Source organism: Bradyrhizobium sp. (genome assembly GCF_027451485.1).
Lineage (GTDB): Bacteria > Pseudomonadota > Alphaproteobacteria > Rhizobiales > Xanthobacteraceae > Bradyrhizobium.
The window spans coordinates 12,700-35,964 of record NZ_DAIDJE010000114.1; the positions used below are offsets into that span (position 1 = coordinate 12,700).

The 23,265-nt window shown below is 62.0% G+C and carries 22 protein-coding genes; 11 read left to right on the forward strand and 11 right to left on the reverse strand.

Annotated features, from left to right (window positions below; all coding sequences use genetic code 11):
- The first annotated feature begins 249 nt into the window (after positions 1-249).
- Together ptsP and prfA are read left to right on the forward strand one after the other, a co-directional pair.
- Positions 250-2,517, forward strand: coding sequence for a phosphoenolpyruvate--protein phosphotransferase (gene ptsP / locus NEZ08_RS14905; RefSeq protein ID WP_298108256.1), 2,268 nt, complete (start codon positions 250-252; stop codon positions 2,515-2,517).
- Between the two features lie 65 nt (positions 2,518-2,582).
- On the forward strand, positions 2,583-3,668 hold the full coding sequence (gene prfA, locus NEZ08_RS14910) for a peptide chain release factor 1 (protein WP_298108161.1): 1,086 nt from the start codon (positions 2,583-2,585) through the stop codon (positions 3,666-3,668).
- 25 nt (positions 3,669-3,693) lie between these two features.
- Here prfA and NEZ08_RS14915 read toward each other — a convergent pair whose 3' ends face one another.
- On the reverse strand, positions 3,694-4,179 hold the full coding sequence (locus NEZ08_RS14915; RefSeq protein ID WP_298108163.1) for a MarR family transcriptional regulator: 486 nt from the start codon (positions 4,177-4,179) through the stop codon (positions 3,694-3,696).
- Between the two features lie 106 nt (positions 4,180-4,285).
- The gene (locus tag NEZ08_RS14920) at positions 4,286-4,747 is read right to left on the reverse strand and encodes a hypothetical protein (RefSeq protein WP_298108165.1); all 462 of its coding nucleotides are present in this window, start codon (positions 4,745-4,747) and stop codon (positions 4,286-4,288) included.
- Between the two features lie 276 nt (positions 4,748-5,023).
- On the opposite strand from NEZ08_RS14920, the gene NEZ08_RS14925 reads away from it, so the two are divergent.
- From NEZ08_RS14925 to NEZ08_RS14940, 4 genes are all read left to right on the forward strand, one after another.
- Positions 5,024-6,379, forward strand: coding sequence for a substrate-binding protein (locus NEZ08_RS14925; RefSeq protein WP_298108166.1), 1,356 nt, complete (start codon positions 5,024-5,026; stop codon positions 6,377-6,379).
- An 89-nt stretch (positions 6,380-6,468) separates the two neighbouring features.
- Complete coding sequence (locus NEZ08_RS14930) at positions 6,469-7,344, forward strand: branched-chain amino acid ABC transporter permease (RefSeq protein WP_298108168.1); 876 nt, start codon at positions 6,469-6,471, stop codon at positions 7,342-7,344.
- A gap of 13 nt (positions 7,345-7,357) precedes the next feature.
- Positions 7,358-9,226 carry a branched-chain amino acid ABC transporter ATP-binding protein/permease gene (locus NEZ08_RS14935; RefSeq protein ID WP_298108170.1) on the forward strand — a complete coding sequence of 623 codons (1,869 nt, stop codon included), beginning with the start codon at positions 7,358-7,360 and terminating at the stop codon, positions 9,224-9,226.
- The gene (locus NEZ08_RS14940; protein ID WP_298108172.1) at positions 9,223-9,921 is read left to right on the forward strand and encodes an ABC transporter ATP-binding protein; all 699 of its coding nucleotides are present in this window, start codon (positions 9,223-9,225) and stop codon (positions 9,919-9,921) included. The genes NEZ08_RS14935 and NEZ08_RS14940 overlap by 4 nt, the downstream gene beginning before the upstream one ends.
- 25 nt (positions 9,922-9,946) lie before the next feature.
- On the opposite strand, the gene NEZ08_RS14945 is transcribed toward NEZ08_RS14940, so the two are convergent.
- On the reverse strand, positions 9,947-10,372 hold the full coding sequence (locus NEZ08_RS14945) for an HIT family protein (protein WP_298108173.1): 426 nt from the start codon (positions 10,370-10,372) through the stop codon (positions 9,947-9,949).
- Between the two features lie 126 nt (positions 10,373-10,498).
- Here NEZ08_RS14945 and prmC point away from each other — a divergent pair, with 126 nt between their 5' ends.
- Both prmC and NEZ08_RS14955 read left to right on the forward strand, forming a co-directional pair.
- Positions 10,499-11,380 carry a peptide chain release factor N(5)-glutamine methyltransferase gene (gene prmC / locus NEZ08_RS14950; protein WP_298108175.1) on the forward strand — a complete coding sequence of 294 codons (882 nt, stop codon included), beginning with the start codon at positions 10,499-10,501 and terminating at the stop codon, positions 11,378-11,380.
- 520 nt (positions 11,381-11,900) lie between these two features.
- The gene (locus tag NEZ08_RS14955) at positions 11,901-12,635 is read left to right on the forward strand and encodes a DUF4167 domain-containing protein (protein WP_298108177.1); all 735 of its coding nucleotides are present in this window, start codon (positions 11,901-11,903) and stop codon (positions 12,633-12,635) included.
- Positions 12,636-12,678: 43 nt separating this feature from the next.
- Here the strand turns inward: NEZ08_RS14955 and NEZ08_RS14960 are convergent, their stop codons facing one another.
- A complete protein-coding gene (locus NEZ08_RS14960) occupies positions 12,679-13,422 on the reverse strand; it encodes a class I SAM-dependent methyltransferase (RefSeq protein ID WP_298108179.1) in 744 nt (247 codons plus the stop codon).
- 117 nt (positions 13,423-13,539) lie between these two features.
- Between NEZ08_RS14960 and gloB the strand changes: the two genes are divergently transcribed.
- Both gloB and NEZ08_RS14970 read left to right on the forward strand, forming a co-directional pair.
- A complete protein-coding gene (gene gloB, locus NEZ08_RS14965; RefSeq protein WP_298108181.1) occupies positions 13,540-14,307 on the forward strand; it encodes a hydroxyacylglutathione hydrolase in 768 nt (255 codons plus the stop codon).
- Between the two features lie 17 nt (positions 14,308-14,324).
- Positions 14,325-14,756, forward strand: coding sequence for a cupin domain-containing protein (locus NEZ08_RS14970; protein ID WP_298108183.1), 432 nt, complete (start codon positions 14,325-14,327; stop codon positions 14,754-14,756).
- Positions 14,757-14,762: 6 nt separating this feature from the next.
- On the opposite strand, the gene NEZ08_RS14975 is transcribed toward NEZ08_RS14970, so the two are convergent.
- The 3 genes from NEZ08_RS14975 to NEZ08_RS14985 all read right to left on the reverse strand — a co-directional run bounded on the left by NEZ08_RS14975 (position 14,763) and on the right by NEZ08_RS14985 (position 17,943).
- On the reverse strand, positions 14,763-15,632 hold the full coding sequence (locus tag NEZ08_RS14975) for an EamA family transporter (RefSeq protein ID WP_298108185.1): 870 nt from the start codon (positions 15,630-15,632) through the stop codon (positions 14,763-14,765).
- Between the two features lie 185 nt (positions 15,633-15,817).
- Positions 15,818-16,543, reverse strand: a complete 726-nt coding sequence (gene phbB, locus NEZ08_RS14980; protein ID WP_298108186.1) for an acetoacetyl-CoA reductase — start codon at positions 16,541-16,543, stop codon at positions 15,818-15,820.
- Between the two features lie 221 nt (positions 16,544-16,764).
- Complete coding sequence (locus NEZ08_RS14985) at positions 16,765-17,943, reverse strand: acetyl-CoA C-acetyltransferase (protein WP_298108187.1); 1,179 nt, start codon at positions 17,941-17,943, stop codon at positions 16,765-16,767.
- 284 nt (positions 17,944-18,227) lie between these two features.
- Here NEZ08_RS14985 and phaR point away from each other — a divergent pair, with 284 nt between their 5' ends.
- On the forward strand, positions 18,228-18,809 hold the full coding sequence (gene phaR, locus NEZ08_RS14990) for a polyhydroxyalkanoate synthesis repressor PhaR (RefSeq protein WP_298108188.1): 582 nt from the start codon (positions 18,228-18,230) through the stop codon (positions 18,807-18,809).
- 1,296 nt (positions 18,810-20,105) lie between these two features.
- On the opposite strand, the gene NEZ08_RS14995 is transcribed toward phaR, so the two are convergent.
- From NEZ08_RS14995 to NEZ08_RS15010, 4 genes are all read right to left on the reverse strand, one after another.
- A complete protein-coding gene (locus NEZ08_RS14995) occupies positions 20,106-20,531 on the reverse strand; it encodes a GFA family protein (protein ID WP_298108258.1) in 426 nt (141 codons plus the stop codon).
- 178 nt (positions 20,532-20,709) lie between these two features.
- On the reverse strand, positions 20,710-20,922 hold the full coding sequence (locus NEZ08_RS15000; RefSeq protein ID WP_298108190.1) for a hypothetical protein: 213 nt from the start codon (positions 20,920-20,922) through the stop codon (positions 20,710-20,712).
- Positions 20,923-20,971: 49 nt separating this feature from the next.
- Positions 20,972-21,256: a hypothetical protein gene (locus tag NEZ08_RS15005; protein WP_298108192.1), complete on the reverse strand. Its 285-nt coding sequence runs from the start codon at positions 21,254-21,256 to the stop codon at positions 20,972-20,974.
- 161 nt (positions 21,257-21,417) lie between these two features.
- Positions 21,418-23,109 carry a bifunctional diguanylate cyclase/phosphodiesterase gene (locus NEZ08_RS15010; protein ID WP_298108194.1) on the reverse strand — a complete coding sequence of 564 codons (1,692 nt, stop codon included), beginning with the start codon at positions 23,107-23,109 and terminating at the stop codon, positions 21,418-21,420.
- Between the last annotated feature and the right edge of the window lie 156 nt (positions 23,110-23,265).

A 23,265-nucleotide genomic window follows, 5' to 3' on the forward strand; every position in this document is an offset into this window, starting at 1 on the left:
GGCTGCGGTGTGCGGGTCTGTTGGCCATCTCGGCTGGCAGGCCTTTTGCTTGGCAAAATAAAGCCCAATTCGGTATACGGCCTGAACGCGAGCCCGATTGTGAACTGTGCCACTGATTTAGTGGCGCGATTCGCGCCATTAGCTCAGGGTCGGGATGCCGTAGAATAAATAAAATTGTTGCGTTTTAAGTCTAACGCCAGCCCCCGCCCTCACGGGTAGGCCGGCCTGGAGGAACAGGATTTGAACCCACTGCGAAGCGCATCGGGAGGCCCCCGCGTCCTGTTGAGACGGCTTCGCGAAACAATGGCGGAGCAGGTTTCAGCACAGGAGCGATTGGACAAGATCGTCGTGCTGATCGCCGCCAACATGGTGGCGGAGGTGTGCTCCGTCTACGTGCTGCGCGTTGACAACACCTTGGAGCTATACGCCACCGAAGGTCTCAATCGCGATGCGGTGCACCGCACCGTCTTGAGCGCGCATGAAGGTCTGGTCGGCCTCGTCGCGAGCGAGGCGACGCCGCTCAATCTCAACGACGCGCAAAGCCATCCGGCGTTCTCGTTCCGGCCCGAGACTGGCGAAGAGATCTACCACTCCTTCCTCGGCGTGCCGATCCTTCGCGCCGGCAACACGCTCGGCGTCCTGGTGGTGCAGAACCGCGCCAAGCGCACCTATGTCGAGGAGGAGGTCGAGGCGCTCCAGACCACCGCGATGGTGCTCGCGGAAATGATCGCCTCCGGCGAATTGTCGGCGCTTGCCGAACCGGGCGCCGAGCCGGCCGCTCGGCATTCCCAGCACAAGACCGGCGCGATCCTGTCTGACGGCATCGCGCTCGGCCATGTCGTGCTGCACGAGCCCCGCGTCGTTATCACCAACTACATTGCCGAGGACCTGCCGAAGGAAATCAAGCGGCTGGACGCGGCCTTGGCCAAATTGCGTGCCGACCTCGACCGCATGCTGGAACGCGGCGATGTTGCCGACGGCGGCGAGCACCGCGACGTGCTTGAGGCCTACCGGATGTTCGCCAACGATCACGGCTGGTCGCACAAGCTACACGAAGCCGTGGCCACCGGCCTGACGGCGGAGGCTGCCGTCGAGCGCGTCCAATCCGACACTCGCGCACGCATGCTGCGCTCAACCGATCCTTATTTGCGCGACCGCCTGCACGATCTCGAGGACCTCGGTTACCGGCTGATGCGGCAACTGGTCGGACAGGACCATGCGCCCTCGCGCGAGCAATTGCCCGACAACGCCATCCTGATCGCGCGCGCAATGGGCCCGGCGGCGCTGCTCGACTACGACCGCAAGCGCCTTCGAGGCCTGGTGCTGGAGGAAGGCACCGCCAACTCGCACGTCTCGATCGTGGCACGCGCGCTCGGCATCCCGGCGGTCGGCGAAGTTCCGAACGCGCCGGGTATCGCCGATCCCGGCGATGCCATCATAGTCGACGGCACGTCCGGCTCGATCTACGTCCGTCCATCGGCCGAGATCGAGTCGGCCTACGCCGAGCGCGTGCGCTTTCGCGCCCGGCGTCAAGCCCAATATCTGGCGTTGCGTGAAAAGCCCTGCGTGACAAGGGATGGCCAGCCGATCGAACTCTTGATCAATGCGGGGCTTGCGATTGACCTGCCGCATATCGACGACACCGGTTCGGCCGGTATCGGCCTGTTTCGCACCGAATTGCAGTTCATGGTCGGCCAGAGTCTGCCGCGCACCAGCGACCAACTCGCTTTGTACCGCACCGTACTCGACGCCGCCGGCTCCAAACCGGTGACGTTCCGAACGCTCGATATCGGCGGAGACAAGGCGCTGCCCTATATGGAGAGCGTGGTCGAGGAAAATCCTGCGCTCGGCTGGCGGGCGATCCGGCTGGGACTCGACCGCCCGGGGCTTCTGCGCGGCCAGATTCGTGCGTTGCTGCGCGCCGGCGGCGGCCGCTCCTTGCGCATCATGTTTCCGATGATCACCGAAGTTGCCGAATTCGATGCCGCCAAGAGCATCGTCGAGCGCGAACTGACCTATCTGCGCCAGCACGGGCATTCGCTGCCCGAACGAATCGACATCGGAACCATGCTGGAAGTACCTGCCCTGCTCTACCAGCTCGACGAACTCCTGAAGAAAGTCGATTTCATCTCGGTCGGATCCAACGACCTGTTCCAGTTCCTGTTTGCGGTCGATCGCGGCAATGCCAAGGTTTCGGAACGCTTCGATACCTTGTCGGCCCCGATCCTGCGGGTCCTGCGCGAGATCGTGCAGAAGGCCAACGCAGCAAAGAAATCCGCGTCGCTTTGCGGAGAGATGGCGTCAAAGCCGATCGGCGCGCTCGCCCTGATCGCGCTTGGCTACCGCTCGCTCTCGCTATCGGCAACCGCGCATGGTCCTGTCAAGGCCATGATCCTCGATCTGGATGCCAAAAAGGCCGAAGCCATGATGAACGCGCTGCTCGATGCACCCTCGGGCAGCGTGTCTATCCGCCAAAAACTGACCGAGTTCGCCGAGGCCGAAGGATTGGCGTTGTAGCGGGCCTGCTGCCCGACTCCGCCACCCCGTTTCGCCGAAAAGCACCTACATTCGAGATTCATCCGATGTCGACGCTCCCCGAAGCCAAATTGGATATTTTGCTGGCCCATCACGCCTCGCTCGAGGCGGCGCTGCTCGGCCAGGTGAATTCGGAAGACTATGTGCGCATCACGCGCGAGCTTGCCGAACTCAACCCGCTGATCGACGCCGTCAAGACATACCGCGCGGCACGCACCGAACTCGCCGATACCGAAAGTCTGATTGCCGATTCGGCGACCGATCCGGAAATGCGCAGCATGGCGGAAGCCGAGCGCGAAACCTTGCAGGCCCGCATCGGCGAACTGGAGCAGAAGATCCGCGTCGCGCTGTTGCCGAAGGACGCCATGGACGACCGCAACGTGGTGCTGGAAATTCGTGCCGGCACCGGCGGCGACGAAGCCTCGTTGTTCGCCGGCGATCTGTTCCGGATGTACGAGCGCTTCGCCAGCTTGCAGGGCTGGAAGGTCGAGGTGATTTCCGCAAGCGAAGGCACCGTGGGCGGTTACAAGGAAATCATCGCCGAGGTACAGGGCCGCGGAGCCTTCGCCAAACTGAAGTTCGAATCCGGCGTGCACCGGGTACAGCGCGTTCCTGATACGGAGACGCAGGGGCGGATTCATACGTCGGCGGCGACGGTCGCGGTGTTGCCCGAAGTCGAGGATGTCGACGTCGACATCAAGAACGAGGATTTGCGGATCGAGACCATGCGCGCGCAGGGAGCGGGCGGCCAGCACGTCAACAAGACCGAATCCGCGATCCGCATCACCCACATTCCGACCGGGATCGTGGTGATGATGCAGGACAGCCGATCGCAGCACAAGAACCGCGCCTCCGCGATGAACATCCTGCGCTCGCGCATCTACGATGCCGAACGCCAGCGCATCGATACGGCACGCTCGGCGGATCGCAAGGAAAAAGTCGGCTCCGGCGACCGCAGCGAACGCATCCGCACCTACAATTTCCCGCAAGGACGCGTCACCGACCACCGCATCAACCTGACGCTCTACAAACTGCCGCAGGTGATCTCGGGAGAAAGCTTGGGCGAATTGATCGACGCGCTGACCACCGAGCACCAGGCCGCACAACTGGCGGCGCAGGGCGCCTCGGCGTGAGCCATGGCGCGCCGATGGAACGGTATTAACGCTGCCTTTGCGCGCTCCTGAATTGACGCAGGATGCCGACCAGGGTGGGTCCAATCGCGCTGAGCTCTTCCAGGTGAATTGCCGAAAGCGCTTGCAGTCTGCGCTCGCCGCGCGCCGTCAACTGCAGGAGAACGCGCCGGCCATCCCGGGCATCGACGCTTCGCTTGATCAGGCCGAGCCTTTTCATGCGGGTGGCCAGTTCGACCGCAGTGTGATGCCGGATCAGCAGCGCCTGCGCGAGGTCGCCAACCGACGTGAGTTCGGATCCGGCAAACCCTTTGATCGCGAGCAGGGCCTGATGCTGTTGCGGCGTCAATCCCTGCCGCATCGCAGCCGTCGCGCTGAAGGCGAGAAACACCCGCAGCTGGTAGCGGAATCTGGCCAGCGCCTGGTAGTCCACTGCGCGAGCCTTTCCGTTGCGTCTCGTCTTGGTCCCGCCTGACCGTGCCGGCGCCTTGGCTCGCCGCCTGGATTTGGCCATGCCACCACCATCCCCACCATTTTCGACCTACCGGATCACGCGAACCGGCAATCAACGGTATCAGGGCTGAGGCAGCGGAACTATCCCGTTCACGCAGCTGGTTGCGTCAGGGGAACGGCGGAGGGTCGTAGGTCGAGCTCAATATCTCCAGAAGAATGATCTGGAAGGCAACCGGGATCCGGACGCTCTTGCGGCGAATCGACTTTTCCAAGGCTTCGGTGATTTCGGCCCGCGTGAGTTTTCCGGCCGACGCACGCGCCGCCAGGCTGCGCCAGACCTCGGATAGCGGCTTGCCACGATGGAGCGGTGACTGGATCGCGACTCCCCTGGCGAGAGCCCAGTCGATGATTTCCCGAGCCGTCTGCGGTCCGCAGTTGCGGGCGGTCGCCAGATGCCGGCCTGTCAGCTGTCGAAGAAGGTCATCAGGAGGCACCCAGGTGCCCTTTGGCGGCTCTTCGCCGATCAGTTCGGGCGCCAGTTCCTTCAGCACGTTGAGCGCACGAACGCTCAAACTCCCAGACGGCGAGGCGGAGGCCTTCTCGCCGCAGGGCGTGGTCGCTTCTTCCAAAGCGCTGTTTCGACTATCGGCCTGCCGGTTTCGGTCCATAGGCTCGCATTTGCGACGTGGGGGTGAGCATCGTTCAGCGGTGGAGTCGAGATATACCGAATGTTGATCTTATCGCAACGTCCTTCGACCAAAGTGACATTGACAGAACAGCTGGGAGCGCAATTCTAACGGCAACACAGCTGCGCCATGCAGCTCAGGATGCGAAAGCCGATCGCCGATACGGGCGGTGGGCTCGTATGCGCAACGATAATCACCAATCACGGAGGAGACCGAACAATGAATACGAAGGAGTTGCGCCAGCAAATGAGACGGGGCGTGTCGCGTCGGAGCTTGCTTCAGGCCGGAGCCGGTCTGGCGGGCGGCGCCCTGTTGCCGACTTCAATGGTCATGCCGGTCTATGCCGAGGACCATGCGGCGATCGGCACCTATCCAGCCGGCTCGTCGGGCTCTTCCGTATTCATCGGAATCTCCGTCCCCCGCACCGGGACGTATGCAGTGCAAGGAGAGGATGAGCTCAAGGGCTATCAGCTCGCGATCGAACACATCAACAGCGGCAACGAACTGATCAAGAAGATCTCGCCGAAAACCACCAAGGGCGTGCTCGGCAAGGAACTGAAGTTTGGTGTCGCCGACTCCGCCGCCAAGCCGAACGAAGCGGTGCAAGCGCAACAGCGCTTCATCAGCGAGAACAAGGCGATCATGATCACCGGCGGCACGTCCAGCGCGGTGGCGGTAGCGCTGAACAAGCTGGCGCAGCGCGAGAAGGTCCTCTTTGTCTGCGGCATCTCCGGCTCCAACGACACGACCGGCAAGGATTGCGTGCGCTACGGCTTCCGCCAGAATTTCTTCGGTCAGACCGCCGCGGCGGCGATTGCGCCGGTGCTGGTCAAGCAGTTCGGAAAGAACAAGAAGGCAGCCTATCTGACGCCGGACTACACCTACGGCCACACCGTCACCAAGTCGATGCAGGATCACCTCTCGGAGGCGGGCTGGACTACGGTTACCAACCAGGTTTCACCTTTGGGCGCGCCGGATTACTCGTCCTATCTCCTCAACGTCGCGAACTCCGGCGCCGACGTGCTGATCAACGTCAACTGGGGCCATGACGCAGTTCTCTCGATCCAGCAGGCGAAGCAGTTCGGCGTGCTCGACAAGATGAAGCTGGTCGTTCCCTATCAGGTGCCGTTCGTCGCGCGCGAAACCGGGGGCCTTATGCAGGGCGTCTATGCAGCAACTGACTATTGGTGGACGATCGAGGACAAATACCCGCTCGCCAAGATGTTCAACGATGAGTTCAGCAAGAAGTACGGCTACAAACCGGAATGGGGCGCCGAGAATGCCTACATCAGCTTTGCGCACTGGGCGCGGATGGTCGAGGAAGCCGGCACCTTCTACCCGCCGGATGTAATCAAGACCTATGAGAAGGGCGAAACTCTCCCCTCCTTCGTCGGCGACGTCCACTATCGCGCCGAAGATCACCAATGCATACGCCCTGTGATCATCGTCAGGGGCAAGATGGACAAGGACATGAAGAACAAGGAAGACTATTACGACATCATAGAGATCGTCCCCGGCGAGGGACTGATGCAGAAGCCCGACGCCTTCGGCTGCCATCTCGGCGATTATACTTGAGTTCGTTATCACAGCGACGCCGTGGGCAGATCGACACTGCCCACGGCGTTGCTTTGTGTCTGACGATCCGCGAAAGCGTGGATTGATTTATGATTAACTGGCCAAATTTCGTCTCGCAGCTTTTCAACGGGCTGGCGCTCGGCGCGCTGCTCGCGCTCATCAGCTCCGGCTTGACGATCATCTATGGCACGCTCGGCGTTCTTAACCTCGCGCATGGCGCGATGTTCATGCTTGGCGGCTACGCCGGGTACGTCGCTTTTGGATATACGCATTCCTTCATCATTGCCGTCATCGCCGGCTCCCTTTTCGTGATGGTGGTTGGCATCGTGATGGAGCGCGTCATCATCCGGCACTTCTATCAGCGCCCGCACGAAGATCAGCTGCTGGTGACCTTTGGTCTCGGCATCTGCTTCGTCGAGATCGTGCGCCTCCTGTTCGGCAGCCAGTCGCAGATGGTGCCTCCGCCATCCATGTTGCAGGGCATCACCTCGCTCGGCTTCATGTTTTATCCGACCTACCGCCTCGCGGTTGTCGGCATCGTTGCCGTCGCTCTCAGCGTCCTGTTCATCGTGCTGTACCGCACCAGACTGGGGATGATCGTCCGCGCCGGGATCGAAGATTCAGTCATGGTCGATTCGCTCGGCATCAACGTCTTCCGCGTTTTCATGATCGTGTTCGGGATTGGCGCGATGGCGGCGGGCTTTGCCGGCATCATCAACGCGCCCGTGGTGTCGCTGACGCCGGGCGTCGGCGACGACATCCTGGTGGAGACCTTCGTTGTGGTGGTGATCGGCGGTGTCGGCTCATTCCCCGGCGCGATTCTCGGCGGCCTGATCGCAGGCGAAATCATCAGTATCACCTCCATGTTCAACCCGAGCTATGCCTACGTCATGTTGTTTGCTGCAATGACGCTTGTGCTGGTGCTACGGCCGCACGGCCTGCTTGGTACACAGGGCCGCGAATGAGAGCGCTTTTGTCATGCTGAAACAGCGACCCTTCCTGATCGAAGCCCTGACGGCAGCCGGACTGATCGCCGCGCCGTTTCTGTTGCCGCTGATCGGCTTTGCGCCCAATACCGCCAACCGGATTCTGGTCTGGGGCCTGTTCGGGCTCGGCTTCGATATTCTCTTCGGTTTCACTGGCCTGTTGTCGTTCGGCCAGTCGGCATTTTACGGCACGGGCGGCTTTGTCGCCGCGTACCTCCTGACCCAGGCTGGATTTCCCAATGTCGTGCTGGCGCTCATCATCGGCATGATTGCAGCGGCGGCTGTCGGCTACCTGGTCGGCCTGATCGCGTTGCGCCGCACCGGCATCTACTTCGCCATGATCACCGTTGCCATCGCGGAGGTGTTCTTCTTCGTCGAATTCAATCCCCTGGCGGACTGGACGGGTGGTGAGAACGGATTGCCGGGCGTGCCGACACCGAGCTTCAATCTCGGCTTCACCACGATTCATTTCACGAGCGGCTGGTCGCTCTACCCATTCCTGGCGTTCTGCTACTTCGTTGGAATCGTCGTCGCGCTGCGTATTGTGCGTTCTCCGGTTGGCGCCGTCTTCCGCGCCATCCGCGACAATCCGCTGCGCGCGACCGCGGTCGGCCATAACATCCACGGCTATAAGCTGACGGCCTTCGTGATTGCCGCGGCCTATGCCGGATTTGCCGGCGGCCTGCTTGGCGTCCTGCAGGCGTTCATGCCGCCTGATGCCTTTACGTTCGATACCTCCGGACAACTCGTGATGCAGACGGCGATCGGCGGCCGCGCAACGCTGTTTGGCCCCCTGGTCGGCGCGGCCGTGTGGCTTTCCTTGCAGGATTTCCTGCAAGCTACTCTCGGGCTGGGTGCTGCCTGGAAGCTCGTGCTCGGCATCGTGTTCGTGCTGCTGGTCTGCTTTCTCCGGAATGGGATCATCGGCGGCATCGCGACCCTCTACGACGTTGCAACCGGCAAGCGTTCTGCTTCGCTGTCGAAGGAGGCGCTCCCCGCCACGAGCGAACCTGCCCGAGAAGAGCCTGTCGCCGAGGCGCGTCCTGCGCCGCAGCCGGATACGCCGCCGTTGCATCTTGAGGATCGAAACCCAGCCGAGCCCATCCTGCAAGCGAAGGGTCTGACCAAGCGTTACGGCGGCCTGGTCGCCAATAGCGATATCGACTTTACGGTCAACCGGGGCGAGTTGCGCGGCATCATCGGCCCAAACGGCGCCGGCAAGTCGACTTTCTTCAAGATGCTGACCTGTGAAGTTCCTCCGAGCTCCGGCACCATCCTGTTCGAGGGCCGCGATATCACCGGGATGACGGTCACCGATGTCTGCCAGCTGGGCTTGACCAAGAGCTATCAGGTCAATCAACTGTTCGCAGGCCTTACCGTCCGCGAAAACCTAACCATCGCAGCGCTTTCCGCGTTGCGGGGCAAATTTCGCCTCGACCTGTTCCGGACGATCCAGAACATCCCCGGGCTCCCCGAACGCGTGGAGCAAACGCTCGATCTGGTCAATTTGACGTCACGGCCGGATACTCCGGTTTCAGAGCTCGCCTATGGCGAAAAGCGGCGCCTGGAAATCGGGCTCGCGCTCGCCACCTCGCCGAGCCTGCTGCTGCTGGATGAGCCGCTTGCCGGCATGAGCCCGCGCGAGCGGGTGGAAACGGTGAAGCTGCTCAAATCGATCAGCCAGGGCCGCACCATGATCATCATCGACCACGACATGGACGCGCTGTTCGAACTCGCCGAGCGCGTAACGGTGCTGCAAGAGGGCCGCGTGCTGGTGGAGGGAACGCCCCAGGAGATCAAGAACAACACGACCGTCCAGGAGGCTTATCTGGGCGGGGTGCACGGAGTGCTCGCCGCATGAGCTTGCTCGAAGTCAATGGCTTGAACAGCTATTATGGGGATTCCCATATCCTCTTCGATGTCTCCATGCGGGTCGAGCGCAACGAGGTGGTGGCGTTATTGGGCCGCAACGGCGCCGGCAAGAGCACGACGCTGAAAAGCCTGATGGGCGTGGTGACGCCGAGGGCCGGTTCGATTGTCTTTGATGGCGCCGATGTGGCGGGCCGAAAGAGCCACAAGATCGCCCAGGCCGGTATGCAGCTCGTCCACGAGGAACGCCGCATCTTCGGCAGCCTGAGCGTCGAGGAAAATCTCGTGCTCGCCGGAATTACCGCTTCCAAGCGTTGGCCGCTGGAGCGGATCTACGAGATGTTTCCTCGCCTGAAGGAGCGCCGGGCCAATCGCGGCACCGACCTTTCGGGCGGCGAGCAGCAGATGCTCGCCATCGCCCGCGCCCTGATCCGCGATCCAAAGATCATTCTGCTCGATGAGCCGTTCGAGGGCCTGGCACCGGTCATCGTGCGGGATCTCATGACCGCATGCCGCAATCTGGCCGCCGCCGGTCAGACCATCGTTCTGGTTGAACAGAACCTTGCCGCGACCCTTGCGCTCGCCCAGCGCATCTACATCATCAACAATGGACATATCGTTCACGAGGGGCCAGCGCAGGAGATCAAGGCGCAGCCTGAGGTTCTGCAACGATATCTCGGAGTTTAGGCCCGGTCGGGTTGATTGCCTGAGCTCAGCTCCCTAGTACGGTGGTCAGGCGCGTCGCGTGTTCCTGCAGCGCCGCGGCTTCCGCTTTGTGGGTTTGAGCCGGCAACAGCGCGACCCCCGCCCTGACCGGCATCACATGCATATGCAGGTGAAAGACGACCTGGCCGCTGGCCGGCTCGCTGAATTGCTGGATGATGATCCCGTCGGCTCCAAACGCCTGCATTGCCGCTGCCGCTATCCGTTTCGCCGACCGGGCGACTTCCGCAAAATCCTCCTCGGAAACATCAAGGATACCGCGCGCCGGTGCTTTTGGAATGACCAGCGTATGCCCCGGCGATCGCGGCATAATGTCGAGAAAAGCAAAGGTGCGATCGGTCTCATAGACCTTGAAACAGGGAATTTCGCCGCGCAGGATCCTTGCGAAGATGTTCCGATCGTCATAGGCCGTCATTTGTCATTCCCGGCTGGAATCTAGCGGAATTTTACGAAGAGCATTCGCTGTGCCTCCATGCAAGCAATATCGACGCTGCAGGCCCTATCGGCCAACAACTGCCCCGGCGGCCGCCAAAGGATGCACGTGACAAGCCGGTTTGATGGACAGACTGTCGAAGATGCACGGCGTTCGCTGGCGTCCCATCTGAAATCCGCCAGCATCGCTTCGGCCGAGCTCGACGCCCGCTTATTGGTTGGGGAGGCGCTTGGGCTGGATCTGACGGGCATGATCGCCAGGGCAAGCCGCCGGCTCACGCCGGATGAGGCACGTCGCATCGAACAATTCGCGGCGCGGCGCCTGGCCGGGGAGCCGGTCGCCCGCATTCTCGGCGTCAAGGAATTTTGGGGACTTTCCTTGCAGCTTTCTCCGGCAACTCTGGTGCCGCGGCCCGATACCGAAACTGTTGTCGAACTCGCCCTCGAACTGGGGCGCAGCGAACTTGGTATCCAGCCACGCCGCATCCTCGATGTCGGCACCGGATCCGGCGCAATCCTGCTGGCGCTCTTGTCCGAATGGCGCGAGGCGACCGGTGTCGGCACCGACATCAGCCCGGCGGCGTTGCAGACCGCACAAGCTAACGCCGGGCGCCTCGGTTTTGCGTCGCGGGCGGTGTTCGTCGCCTGCGACTACACGGCAGCGCTGTCGGGAACATTCGACCTGATCGTGTCCAACCCGCCGTATATCCGCTCGACGGACATCGAGGAACTTGAGCCCGAAGTACGCGACTATGACCCGCGTGCCGCGCTGGACGGCGGAGCAGACGGCCTTGATGCCTATCGCAGGATCGTTGCCGACTCGGCCCGTCTGCTCGCGCCGGGAGGGGCCCTGATCGTGGAAGCCGGATGCGGCCAAAGCGGCCCTATTTCGCAATTGATCGCGGCATCAGGGTTAATGCCGGTAAGCCCGCCGAAGGCCGATTTGGCGGGAATCCCCCGGGCCGTTGCAAGCCGGAAACCGTCCCGATAAAGCCTGATGGGAATGCAAAAAAACCTCTTGGAATATTGCCCCGGAGCGACTACGTTCCGGTCAACATCAGTCCAGGGTTACTGGCCCCGTAGACGGATACGGGTTGAGGCCAGAGTTCTCGAAACGAGAGCCAGCCCCGGGTAAAAGGTTCCAAAACGCAGGTCCTTTTGAGCGCGATGGCTCGGCAAGCTGCGCTGCTCCCGACCGCAAAGTGAACGAAAGCCTGATATTGCGCTTGAATAATCACGCTCGAAACCGGTGCTTGTTTTGGCAGGCGGACTGACTTGATGCGGCCGGCGGTGCATGCCGGGCTGATGGGGAACGCGTCTTTTGTTGACTGCGACGTACAGCAAATCTGTAGGGAAATAGGCGGCTTCGGTACGGTGCGCGATCAAGACACGCGGGCTGGGATCAGGCGGCGCGTCAGAAGTGGAAGAAAACGTGAATGCTCCCGAGCCCGCCGATAGCGGCGCGAGGGGGGCGAGACAGGGCAATTTTAGGGCTGGATTAAAGGCACGATATGAGAAACGGTCAAAACAACAAGCGGATGCGTAACCGGAACAATAATAACAATAATAACCGGCGCGGCCAAAACCCGATGACGCGGGTGTTCGAATCTAACGGGCCGGATATCAAGATCCGCGGTACTGCGTCCCATGTTGCCGAGAAATATCTGCAACTGGCGCGTGATGCGCGCTCCTCCGGCGACCCTGTCGCCGCGGAAAATTATTATCAGCACGCCGAACATTACTTCCGCCTGATTGCCGCGGCCCAGGAACAATTCCGCCAGAATCAGCCGCAGCCTCGGCCGGATGCCGAGGTGATCTCGGAGGAAAGTGACGAGGAGGATGGGTTCTCGAGCTTCGGCCAGGAGCCGGGATTCGTCCCACAGCAACAGCAGCCGTTCGTGCCGCGCGATCGTGACAATGCCGGCCAGCGCGATCACCAGCAATCCTATCAACCGCGCGATCGCGAGCAGCACCAGCCGCGCGAACATCGCGAGCAGCGCAGCCAGCCGCAATATCAGGCGCAGCCGCAACCTTCCGTGCCGGATGGTGGCGGCGTCGATCGCCTGCCCTCCTTCATCACCGGACCTCAGCCTCAGATGAATGGCGGCCACGGCGGCTTCGAAGGCAATGGCGGCGAACGCGAGCGGTTTCCGCGCCGTCGCCGCCGCCCGCATGGGCCGCGTCCGGAAGCCGTTGCCGCTGCACCGGCCGCGCCTAGTGACGATTTCAATTCGGGCAGCGAGTAGCTGAGTCCCCGAGTTTTCTTGCGCCGGACTTAGGGTAAGGCTTCTATCTGTCATCCCGCTGGAATGACGACGGCACCAATACCGGCGGCAGCGCCGGTATGAGGCGCGTTCGCTCCCGGTGCGCCGGGATCGCGCGATACACCTGCTTGGTCGCTTCAACGATATGAACGCCCGCAAACGGCATCGATATAGCCGCTCCGATGCGCTCCCACGCCATCGCCGAGCGTAAAAACCAGCCGGCTCCGACTGGCGGCACAAACAAGGCCTCGCCCCAGCCAATTGGCGTGAACCAAGTCTGGCGCAATAACTGCGTGATCTGCGAGCGTGAATAGGGCCGGCCGTGGCCGAACGGCGTGTTGTCGGTGCGCGTCCACACTCCCCGCCGGTTCGGAATCACCGCCATCATCCGGCCCGAAGGCGCGAGCACCCGCCATACCTCGCGCAACAGCCCCTCGGGGTCGTCACACATTTCCAGCGCATGAACCAGCAGGATACGGTCGACGGCGGAGTCCGGCAGCGGCAGCGAAAATTCGTCAACGAGCGCCGCGAGCGTCGGCCGCGATGTCGGCCATTTCAGCACGCCCTGCGCAGCCGGCATGAAGGCAATGCAGCGTTCTGACGAATCGCGAAACAGGCCGAGATAGGGCGTGGGGTAACCGATCCCGAGCACGCGCTGGCCTTCGGCATCCGGCCAACGGGCGCGAATGCCGCGGTTGATCAGTCGGCGCGCCACGATGCCGAGGCGCTGCGAATAGAAATCCCTCAAATCGATGACATCGATCGACATAAGGGCAACCTACCACGGCAAGCCCGGCAATTGGGCCCGCAATCGCGCATTGCTCATTCGGCGTTAACGCCCTATTTCAGGGCTAAAGGAAGCGCCTGTCAGAAAACCGGAGGTATCATGGCCGCCGAAATTCGCCTGTTCCCCTGCCTGTCCGATAATTTCGGCTACCTGATCCACGATCCCGCGACCAAGGCCACCGCCTCGATCGATGCCCCAGAAGCCCAACCCATTATCGCGGCGCTGGAGCGTGAAGGCTGGCAGCTCACCGATATTCTGATCACCCATCACCACCACGATCACGTTGGAGGCGTCGCCGAACTCAAGCAGAAATACAACTGCCGCGTCGTCGCGCCTCACGACAAGTCGGCCAAGATTGCCAACGTCGACCTTCGCACCGGACAAGGCGACGTTCTCAAGGTCGGCAGCCTGCTCGTGCGGGTACTGGAAACGCCCGGCCACACGCTCGACCACGTGGCTTACGTCTTCGACAACGAAAAGGCGCTGTTCGCGGCCGACACGCTGTTCTCGATCGGCTGCGGACGGGTATTCGAAGGCACCTATCCAATGATGTGGGAATCGCTGCTCAAGCTGCGCGCGCTGCCCGACGATTTCAAACTTTATTGCGGCCATGAATACACCTCAGCCAACATTAAATTCGCGCTGACGATCGAGCCGGAGAATTCCGTGCTGAAGGCGCGCGCCGAGGAAGTGAAGCGGCTTCGAGCCGAGAACAAGCCGACCATCCCGACGCTGCTTGGCGAGGAAAAGAAGGCCAACGTCTTCCTGCGAGCGGACGAACCGGCTGTCGCCGCCAGCGTGCGGATGAAGGACCGCAGCGCGGCCGAAGTGTTCGGCGAGTTGCGCGAACGCAAGAACAAGTCCTGATTCCGGGGATTCGCTCGATGGCCGTGGCGCCTTCCGCTGCCGACATCATCGCCGAGCTCGATCTGAAACCGCATCCGGAAGGCGGTCACTATCGCGAGACGTTCCGCGATTCGGCTTGTGATGGCGATGGCCGCTCGCGCTCGACCGCGATCTACTTTCTGCTCGCTCGCGGCGAGCGTTCGCACTGGCACCGGACAGATGCTGTGGAGACTTGGCATTACTATGCCGGCGACGCACTGACCTTGCGGATCGCCGACGGTCAAGGCAGGCGCTGTGTCACGCTTGGCCAGGACATCGTTGCCGGCCATAGGCCCCAAGCCGTCGTGCCGGCGCATGCCTGGCAATCCGCCGAGAGCACAGGCGACTGGACGTTGGTCGGCTGCACCGTCGCGCCGGGATTCACGTTTGCGCATTTCGAACTTGCGCCAAACGACTGGGAGCCGAATTAGCATCCTTCAACGCCTGCGAAACATGTCCTTTGCCGCCATCAATCCGCCGCCGGCGATCAGCACCGCGGCGAGTGCGATGTTGGCGCTGGCCTTGGCAAAACCTGCCAGGATCAGGAATGCCGTCGACAGCAGCGGCGTCGCGTAGGACGCGGCACCCAGCACGCGGATGTCGCCGCGCTTCATGCCGATGTCCCAGGTATAAAACGCCGCCCCCACCGGCCCTACCCCGAGCGCGATGACGGCGAGCCACTGCCCTGGCGTCGCCGGCCAAACCGTGCGCTCGATCAGCGCATGCATCAGCGTGGCAAGCAGCGCCGTGACCAGGCAAAAGCCGGCGACCACGTCGGTCGGCACGGCCTTGAGCCGGCGCGACATCACCGAGTAAGTCGCCCAGACGAAGGCGGCGACGAAGGCGGCAAACAAGCCGGGAAGCTCGCCGGGCGCAAAACCAGACAGGCCGTTGCCGGCCAGCAGCAACACCGTGCCCGCGAGACCTGCCAGAGCGCCGATCAAATGGTGCGGCGCCAGCCGCTCGCCGGGCGGTAACGATGAGAACAGCACGATCAACAGCGGCCACAGGTAATTCAAAAGTCCGGCTTCTGCCGGCGGCGCGAAACGTAGCGCCAAAAAATACAGCGCGTGATAGCCGAACAGGCCGCCGACACCAACGGCCCATACCAGTGGCGGCTGCCGCAGTGCCGACAACGCTTGCGGCCGCCGGACAAACGTGGACAGCCCGACCAGCCCGCCGATCGCAAAGGTGATCGCCGCCAGTTGGAACGCCGGCATCGTGCCCGATGCAACCGTCAGCACGGCGAGCAGCGACCACATCAGGATCGCGGAGAGTCCGATCAGGGTCGCAGTGCGGGAAGTCATGGCGGCCGCATTATTTCTCCGTCAGGGCCGGGCATAGCCGTTCGAAGAACGGCCTCACCTTCCGCTCGCCTATGACCCCGACCATTACGCCTCACGTCTACCACCAAAGACATGGATGCCCGGCACAAGGCCGGGCACGAGGAGATGTTTTCCACGATTGGCGCGGCTGCGCAACGCAGGCGTCATCAAACCATATATTGCCCGCCGTTGATCGTCAGCGTCGAACCGGTGATGGCGCCGGCGTCGTCCGCCGCGAGAAATACCACCGCGCGCGCGATCTCTTCCGGTTCGCCAAGCCGGTTGATCGGGATCTGCGGCAGGATGCTTTTTTCAAGAACGTCCTTCGGTACCGCCTGCACCATTTCGGTATTGATGTAGCCCGGGCAGATAGCATTCACGGTGATGCCGCCCTTGGCGTTTTCCAGCGCAAGCGCTTTGGTGAATCCGATATCGCCAGCCTTGGCGGCGGAATAATTGACCTGACCGAACTGTCCCTTCTGGCCGTTGATCGAGGAGATATTGATGATGCGGCCGAACTTTCTCGATCGCATACCCTCGATCACCTGCCGAGTGACATTGAACAGCGACCCGAGATTGGTGTTGATGACCGCGTTCCACTGCTCGATGGTCATCTTGTGGAAGGCACCGTCGCGGGTGATGCCGGCATTGTTGACCAGCACTTCGACAGGACCGAGATCGGCCTCGACCTGCTTGACGCCGGCGGTCGACGCTTCGAAAGAGCTCACGTCCCATTTGTAAACGGGAATGCCGGTCTCGGCCTTGAACTTCCCGGCAGCCGCATCGTTGCCGCCGTAATTTGCAGCAACCTTGTAACCGGCGGCCTTCAAAGCCTTGCTGATCGCAGCACCAATGCCTCGCGTTCCCCCCGTCACCAATGCAACACGTGCCATCTCGGAACCTCCCTTGGACTCTTGAAGATGCTTTTTATGTAGCTTCGAATTATGCGAGCCAATTGACGAACATCAAGAACAAAACGCCCGGCGTGAGCCGGGCGTTTCCACTAGATAAGTCCTGTGCGCTTGCGAAGGAAATATAAGTGGCAGGGGCTGAACCTCTTTTAGACGCGTGCAACGCACATGCCTGCGATTCAATCACCCGCGATTTCTGCGCTTCAATTGCGCTCCACGCACATCGCAATGCCCATGCCGCCGCCGATGCAGAGCGTGGCGAGCCCCTTCTTGGAGTCGCGCTTCTGCATTTCGTGAAGCAGCGTCACCAGCACGCGCGCGCCGGACGCGCCGATGGGATGACCGATCGCGATCGCGCCGCCATTGACGTTGACCTTGGAAGTGTCCCACCCGAGGTCCTTGTTGACGGCGCAGGCTTGCGCAGCGAAGGCCTCGTTGGCTTCGATTAGATCGAGATCGCCGATGCTCCAGCCGGCCTTCTTCAGCGCGGCGCGCGAGGCGGGAATGGGCCCCGTGCCCATGATCTTCGGATCGACGCCGGCATGCGCCCACGACACGATGCGTGCCAAGGGCTTCTTGCCTTCCTTCGCCGCCTGCTTGGCGGTCATCAGCACGACGGCGGCGGCGCCGTCATTGATGCCGGACGCATTGCCGGCGGTCACCGTGCCGTCCTTCTCGAAAGCGGGACGCAGTTTGGTCATGGCATCCAGCGTGGCGCCGTGCCGCGGATATTCATCCTTGTCGACGACGATGTCGCCCTTGCGGGTCTTGATCGTCACCGGAACGATTTCTTCCTTGAAGCGGCCGGACTTCTGCGCAGCTTCGGCCTTGTTCTGCGAGGAAACCGCAAACTCGTCCTGCTGCGTGCGGGTGATCTGATATTGCTTGGCGACGTTTTCGGCCGTGTTGCCCATGTGATAGCCGTTGAAGGCGTCCCACAAGCCGTCCTTGATCATGGTGTCCACGAATTCCAGGCTGCCCATCTTGACGCCGCCGCGCAGGTATTGGGCATGCGGCGCCATGCTCATGGATTCCTGACCGCCGGCGACGACAATGTCGGAATCGCCATTGACCAGCGCCTGGTAGCCAAGCGCCACGGTGCGCAGGCCCGAACCACAGAGCTGGTTGACGCCCCAGGCCGGACTCTCCACCGGAATGCCCGCCGCGATCGAAGCCTGGCGGGCCGGATTCTGGCCCTGGGCCGCGGTCAGGATCTGCCCCATGATGACTTCCGAAACCCGCGCGGGCTCAATACCGGCCCGCTCCAGCGCGGCCTTGATGGCGACGGCGCCAAGATCGTGGGCGGGCAGCGTGGCGAAAGCGCCGTTGAAGCTGCCGACCGGGGTGCGGGCGGCGCTGACGATGACGACATCGTCTGACATGGTTCTTCTCCTGAGCTTGAGGTTCTTTTTGGGGCGGACGCCGGTTTGGCAGGCCAGTCTCGCCCCGCATCCTGTTAACGTCGTTGAGGCATGTCAACGGCACTGCACTCAAAATGGTGATCCCTGTCCTTTCCTCAAGCCGCCTCCGTGCCTTGGAATTAACCGTGCCGCACAAAACGGTAGCGGAACCGCATTGAAAATGCTTACCTTTGCTGCGATGCGCTGCCTTTAGCCCTCGGGCACCCGCAGGGTTCCCTTTTTTTCGCTCTTTCCGTGTGAGCCCCATGGCGAAATCAGACCAGCCCACCACCATCAAGAAATATGCAAATCGACGGCTCTATAATACCGGCACGAGCACCTATGTGACGCTCGAGGACCTGGCTGCCATGGTCAAGCAGGGCGAGGACTTCCTTGTCTACGACGCCAAGACCGGCGACGACATTACGCGATCGGTGCTCGCGCAGATCATCTTCGAGCAAGAGAACAAGGCCGGGCAAAACCTGTTGCCGACCACCTTCCTGCGGCAGCTGATTCGCTTCTACGGCGACAGCATGCAGATGGTGGTTCCGAAATACCTCGAGCAGTCGATCGACACGCTGACGCGCGAGCAGGAAAAATTCCGCAAGCAGATCACCGACGCATTCAGCGGAACTCCGCTCGCGCCGCTGGAGGAACAGGTCCGCCGCAACATGGAGCTGTTCCAGCAGACCTTCTCGATGTTCAAACCGTTCGTGCCGCCGCGGGCCAGCGAATCGGAAAAAACGGAGCCCGCCGCGGACGACAACATCGACGATCTTCGCAAGCAGATGAAGGACATGCAGGATCGCCTCGACCGCATGTCGAAAGAACCGAAGAGCGACGAGTAGGTCTCCTTCCCCGGATGTTGCGCAGCATGATCGGGCCTGCGCATCGCGCGGCCCGATCGGATGATGCGCTGCTGATCCGGGACCCATCATTCGATTTTCCATAAATTCCTGCGTCCCGGCTCTGCGGCGCAGCGCTGTCCCGCGTTCGGGACACGCCGCTTCCTTCCCGCCGCACGATCCGCGCCCGAGCTGTTGCGATCAGGTGCTCCCTCCAAACTGAGGGCGCAGGGAATGCCGGGCGCCGATGCACCCGCAGCCTCGTATGCATGTAAAAAGCATACGAGTTAGTCACCACAGGTTCACCGGAAAACACCGGCATTCCCTGCGCGAATGGTTGAACGGCTTACTCCGCGCTCTCCCTGGCGAACCGGGCTTTCTTGCCACCATCATCAGCGCGGATACCCGAAAGCATCCTCGCCGACTTGACACCAGCGTCGGGGTGTCAGGACCACACGGCTTGGCCGTCCGCCCGTCCTTCGCACGCCTTGTGAAGAAACCGGCGGCCATCGCCTCCTGCCCCGCGTTCGTGGCGATCGCGAGCCGCCCCTCAGTGATGGGGCAGGATGCGCGAGGGTCTACAAATGATTTGCCCGACGGCACAAGGGCGAAGTTTGCGCCACGATCGGCGCATGCCGTTGCAGATTCGAGCGCGATGCGGTCGGAAGATGTCGCTCTTGAGAGCGGACAGGCCTGACGTTCGAACGCTGTTAATCCCGTCTTGCGCCTGGGGCTACCATGCCGGACTACAATTCAGAACCGATGCCCAGCGTCCATCGGGTTCTCACTTTCCTTCCCGCTCGATCTTGTCTCTTTCCTTTGCGTTCATGTCCTTGACCGTCGGGTCCTGATCGGTTCGCCCCGTGGTCTGCGTCCGCGAGGCCGGGGGCGCGCTGTTCGGGACAGAACTCTGCTCCGGGCCATTTGGAGAAGGACGAGTCGCTGTCGCCGGCGGGGTGTTGTTCTGGGCGCTCGCATTTTGGACGACAAGCAGGGCGCCGCCCGCCAGAAGAAATAATGCGAACGTCCCGGACTTCATGCACATGACCTGTACTCCTCGCTCGCAGCAGTGAAGCGGGCGAATATTGCGTTCCGCTCATACTGCTCGCTGTTCGTTCACCGCAAAGCGAGGACATAACCCGGCAGCACGTTTGATGTTTCCATCAGCAGCCGATGGTCCGCTGAAACCTTCTCCTACCCGGCAATTTCTGGATCCAGAATGCGCCGCCGGTGGTCGGCTATGGCTGACCGAAAACCGTCAGGCGGCGTTCAACGCAGCGCTCCTGCGGCGGACAGCCACTACTCGGCGATCTGCTCGCCTGATCCGCCGAACTCCGCCGGAAAATCCCTGAACTTCGGAAGTCCATCTTTGATGGGAAGGACAGTCTCGGCATAGTTCACGTGAACGCCAGGTGCGAATTTGAGCGTCGGCAGTGTAGCCGAGAATACGTCCACCAGTCCCAACGGAGGGTGATTGGTCATCAAATGGCCGCCGCACTTCTTGCAGTATTGCCGCTCACTGACCGGCGTCTTTTGGTACACCCCGACGTGTTCGGCCCCCTCGGTGATCTTCACAGCCTCCGGCTTCCAGAGGGTGAAGGCATTGACCGGCCCGCCCGACCACGAACGGCATGATCGGCAATGGCAATAACCCATCCCTTCGGGCTCTCCGGAGACCTCGACGCGCACGGCGCCACAAAAACACTCTCCGGAATATCCCGCCATGGCCGTCATCCTCCCTTTGCCGAGCTTGTGTTCGTTTGTTGGATGATCGCATGGAGCCACCCCTTTGCGTCAAGGGCGTGAGAGCGACATGTCCAAACTTTGGCACAAACCGGAGGTCCGTGCGACTTCGACCTGACCTGTCGCGCGGCTTCGCTGCTGCGCAACAGGTCGCCTCAGGCTACGCCGCGCGTTCCTTCTCCAACTGTGCCTCGGCGGTCGCCTCGCTTTCCTGCAAGCCCTTTTCGTAGCTGCCCGCGAACCTCTCGATGCTGTCGGCCCACATTCTCAGCATTGTGGCCTGAAAGTGCATCATGGGCTTCAAACTGTTGAAGCCGATTGCTGTTGCTGCGCTGATGTTTCCTTGTGGGTTGAAGATCGTCTTCTCTGCCATGCTTTTCGCTCCTTCCGCTCTGGATTGTAGTCGAAAGCCGGGCGCCGGGTTACGCGCCGGGCGATTGCGCATTCTGTGATTGCAGACAGTCGGCTAAAGTCTGATCAGCCGCGAGTCTTGCACCGCGGTCGTCGTGCAATTCATCCAGCTTTTTCAGATAAGTGACCGCCGCAATTTGCAGGAGATCGAAATCATACCCGCCGGCGTCACGGACGTTGCTGACATAGCGATGAAGGGCGGAACGCCTGTTGTCGTTCTCACTGATGCCGCTGTGGAGCAGCAAGTAATTCCGCCAAGCGAATGCGCACGCGCTGTCTACTGCCTGAGTGGTCATGGGCACCTCCCCAAAGCCAGAGAAAGGCTGAGGAGCCAATTCGTTCCGCGACATTCGCAGCTGTAATAATGTTCCGTATGTGCGCTGCCGCGAGCGCCCTGCCGCTTGATCGCCCGGCGCGCCGATATTGGTTATCTGCTTTGCATCCGCTTGTCGGGACTCTATCCCGCCGCCGGCACCACGGCCTCCGCCGGCCGCTGCCATGGCCGCCGCAACGAGGCCAGCCCGATCAGCCGGCCCTGGATGTAGTCGCAGCCCCAGTCGCGCAGCATCCCCGCAGCTTCTTCATCCTGCACCCATTCGGCGACGGTCTTGATGTCGAGCCGTCGCGCCAGATCGATCAGCGTCTGCACGAAGGCGCGGTCGTCGGCGGAGCGCGCGATGTTCTGCACGAAGGCGCCATCGATCTTCACAATGTCGACCCCAAGCTTGCGCAGGTTCCGGAACGAGGTGTAGCCCGCGCCGAAATCGTCGATCGCAATCCGGCTGCCGAAATTTTTCAGTCGCGTGACGAAGCCGCGGACGTCCTCGACATTCTGGATCGCCACCGTCTCGGTAATTTCGACGATCAGCCGCTCGCCGACGCCCGGATGGGCGCGCATCAGCGTTTCGATCGACGTCCACCAGTCCGGATCCATGGTGGTGTCCGGCGAAATATTGAGGCTGAGCTCGACCTGAGGCGATCCCGCGAGCTCGGCGACCACCAGCTCGAGCACGCGGTGATCGACCAGGCGGATCAGCCCGAGGCGTTCGGCGACGGGAACGATGTCGGGTGCAAGCAGCACCTGGCCGTCATCCTGCTCCATGCGGACCAGGCATTCATAGAAAGCGGCATCGCGCGCCTTCGCGCTGACCACCGGCTCGAAGGCCATGGTGATGCGGCGCTCGTTGAGCGCAGTGACGATCTCGTCGGTGACGCGAATATTGACCCGGCGCTGCGCGTCGCGCTCGACATTCGGCCGCCACAGCGCAAACGAGCCGGCGCGGCGGCTCTTGCAGGCTTCCAGCGTTTCCTGCGCCCGGTTGATCGCTTCATCGGCGCTGCGCGCATAGCGCGGCACGGTGACGCCGCCGATGGAGGCGGTAACCGAAACCGGACCGGATCTGGTCGGCACCACCTCGTCGCGGATCGCGGCAAGAAAGCGCTCGGCGGCGACGCTCATGTCGTCGATGGTGCAGTTCTTCAACACCAGTCCGAACTTGTTGCCGGAAAAGCGTCCCAACACGTCGCCGCCGCGCAGGCGCGCGCGAATCCGCCCCGCCACTTCGCAAATCACCGCGTCCGCGACGTCGAAGCCGAAGGCGTCGTTGATACGCGCCAGATGATCGATGCCGATCAGCATGAAGGCGCAATTGGTGCGGAAGCGCATGGCTTCCTCGATCACTTCCGCGAGCGAGGCGATCAGATGCGTGCGGTTGAGCTCGCCGGTCAATGGATCGTTTTGCGACAGCTTGAGGAGTTGCTCGTCGCGGGCATGGCGCTCGTTATTGACGCGGACAATGCCGTGGGCGCGCGCCGGCCTGCCGTCGGGCCCGGCAAACCAGCAACCGGTCTCCTCGATCCATTGCACTTGTGCCGACGTATTCGCCCGCACGCCATATTCGATCCGGTAGGGCGCGCCGTCCGGCGACTGCGCGGCGGGCGAGGCGAGCGCGTCTGATCGAACCGACGGCTGCGGCTCGATCAGCTTGGAGAACTCCGCAGCCGTGGCGAGCCTTTCGCGCGGGATATCGGGAAACACGGCGGCGACATGCTCGCTCCAGATTATTTTATCTGCCGCGATATCCCAGACGAAGGCGGCCTGGCCGAGCGAGGCGAGGATTTGATCGGCCGGGGGAAGAATGTCGTTCACGGTCGCCTCGTTTCGGGACAGTTCTTTGCTTTGCGCCTGATCGGTTCGGAAAACCGGTTCCCGCTTTTTCCGGATCAGGCGCGGATGAGCGGACTGACTCTTCGGCCACAAAGACTGGCCAATCGAGCTTCAACCTTATGTAAGCTTCATAAATAT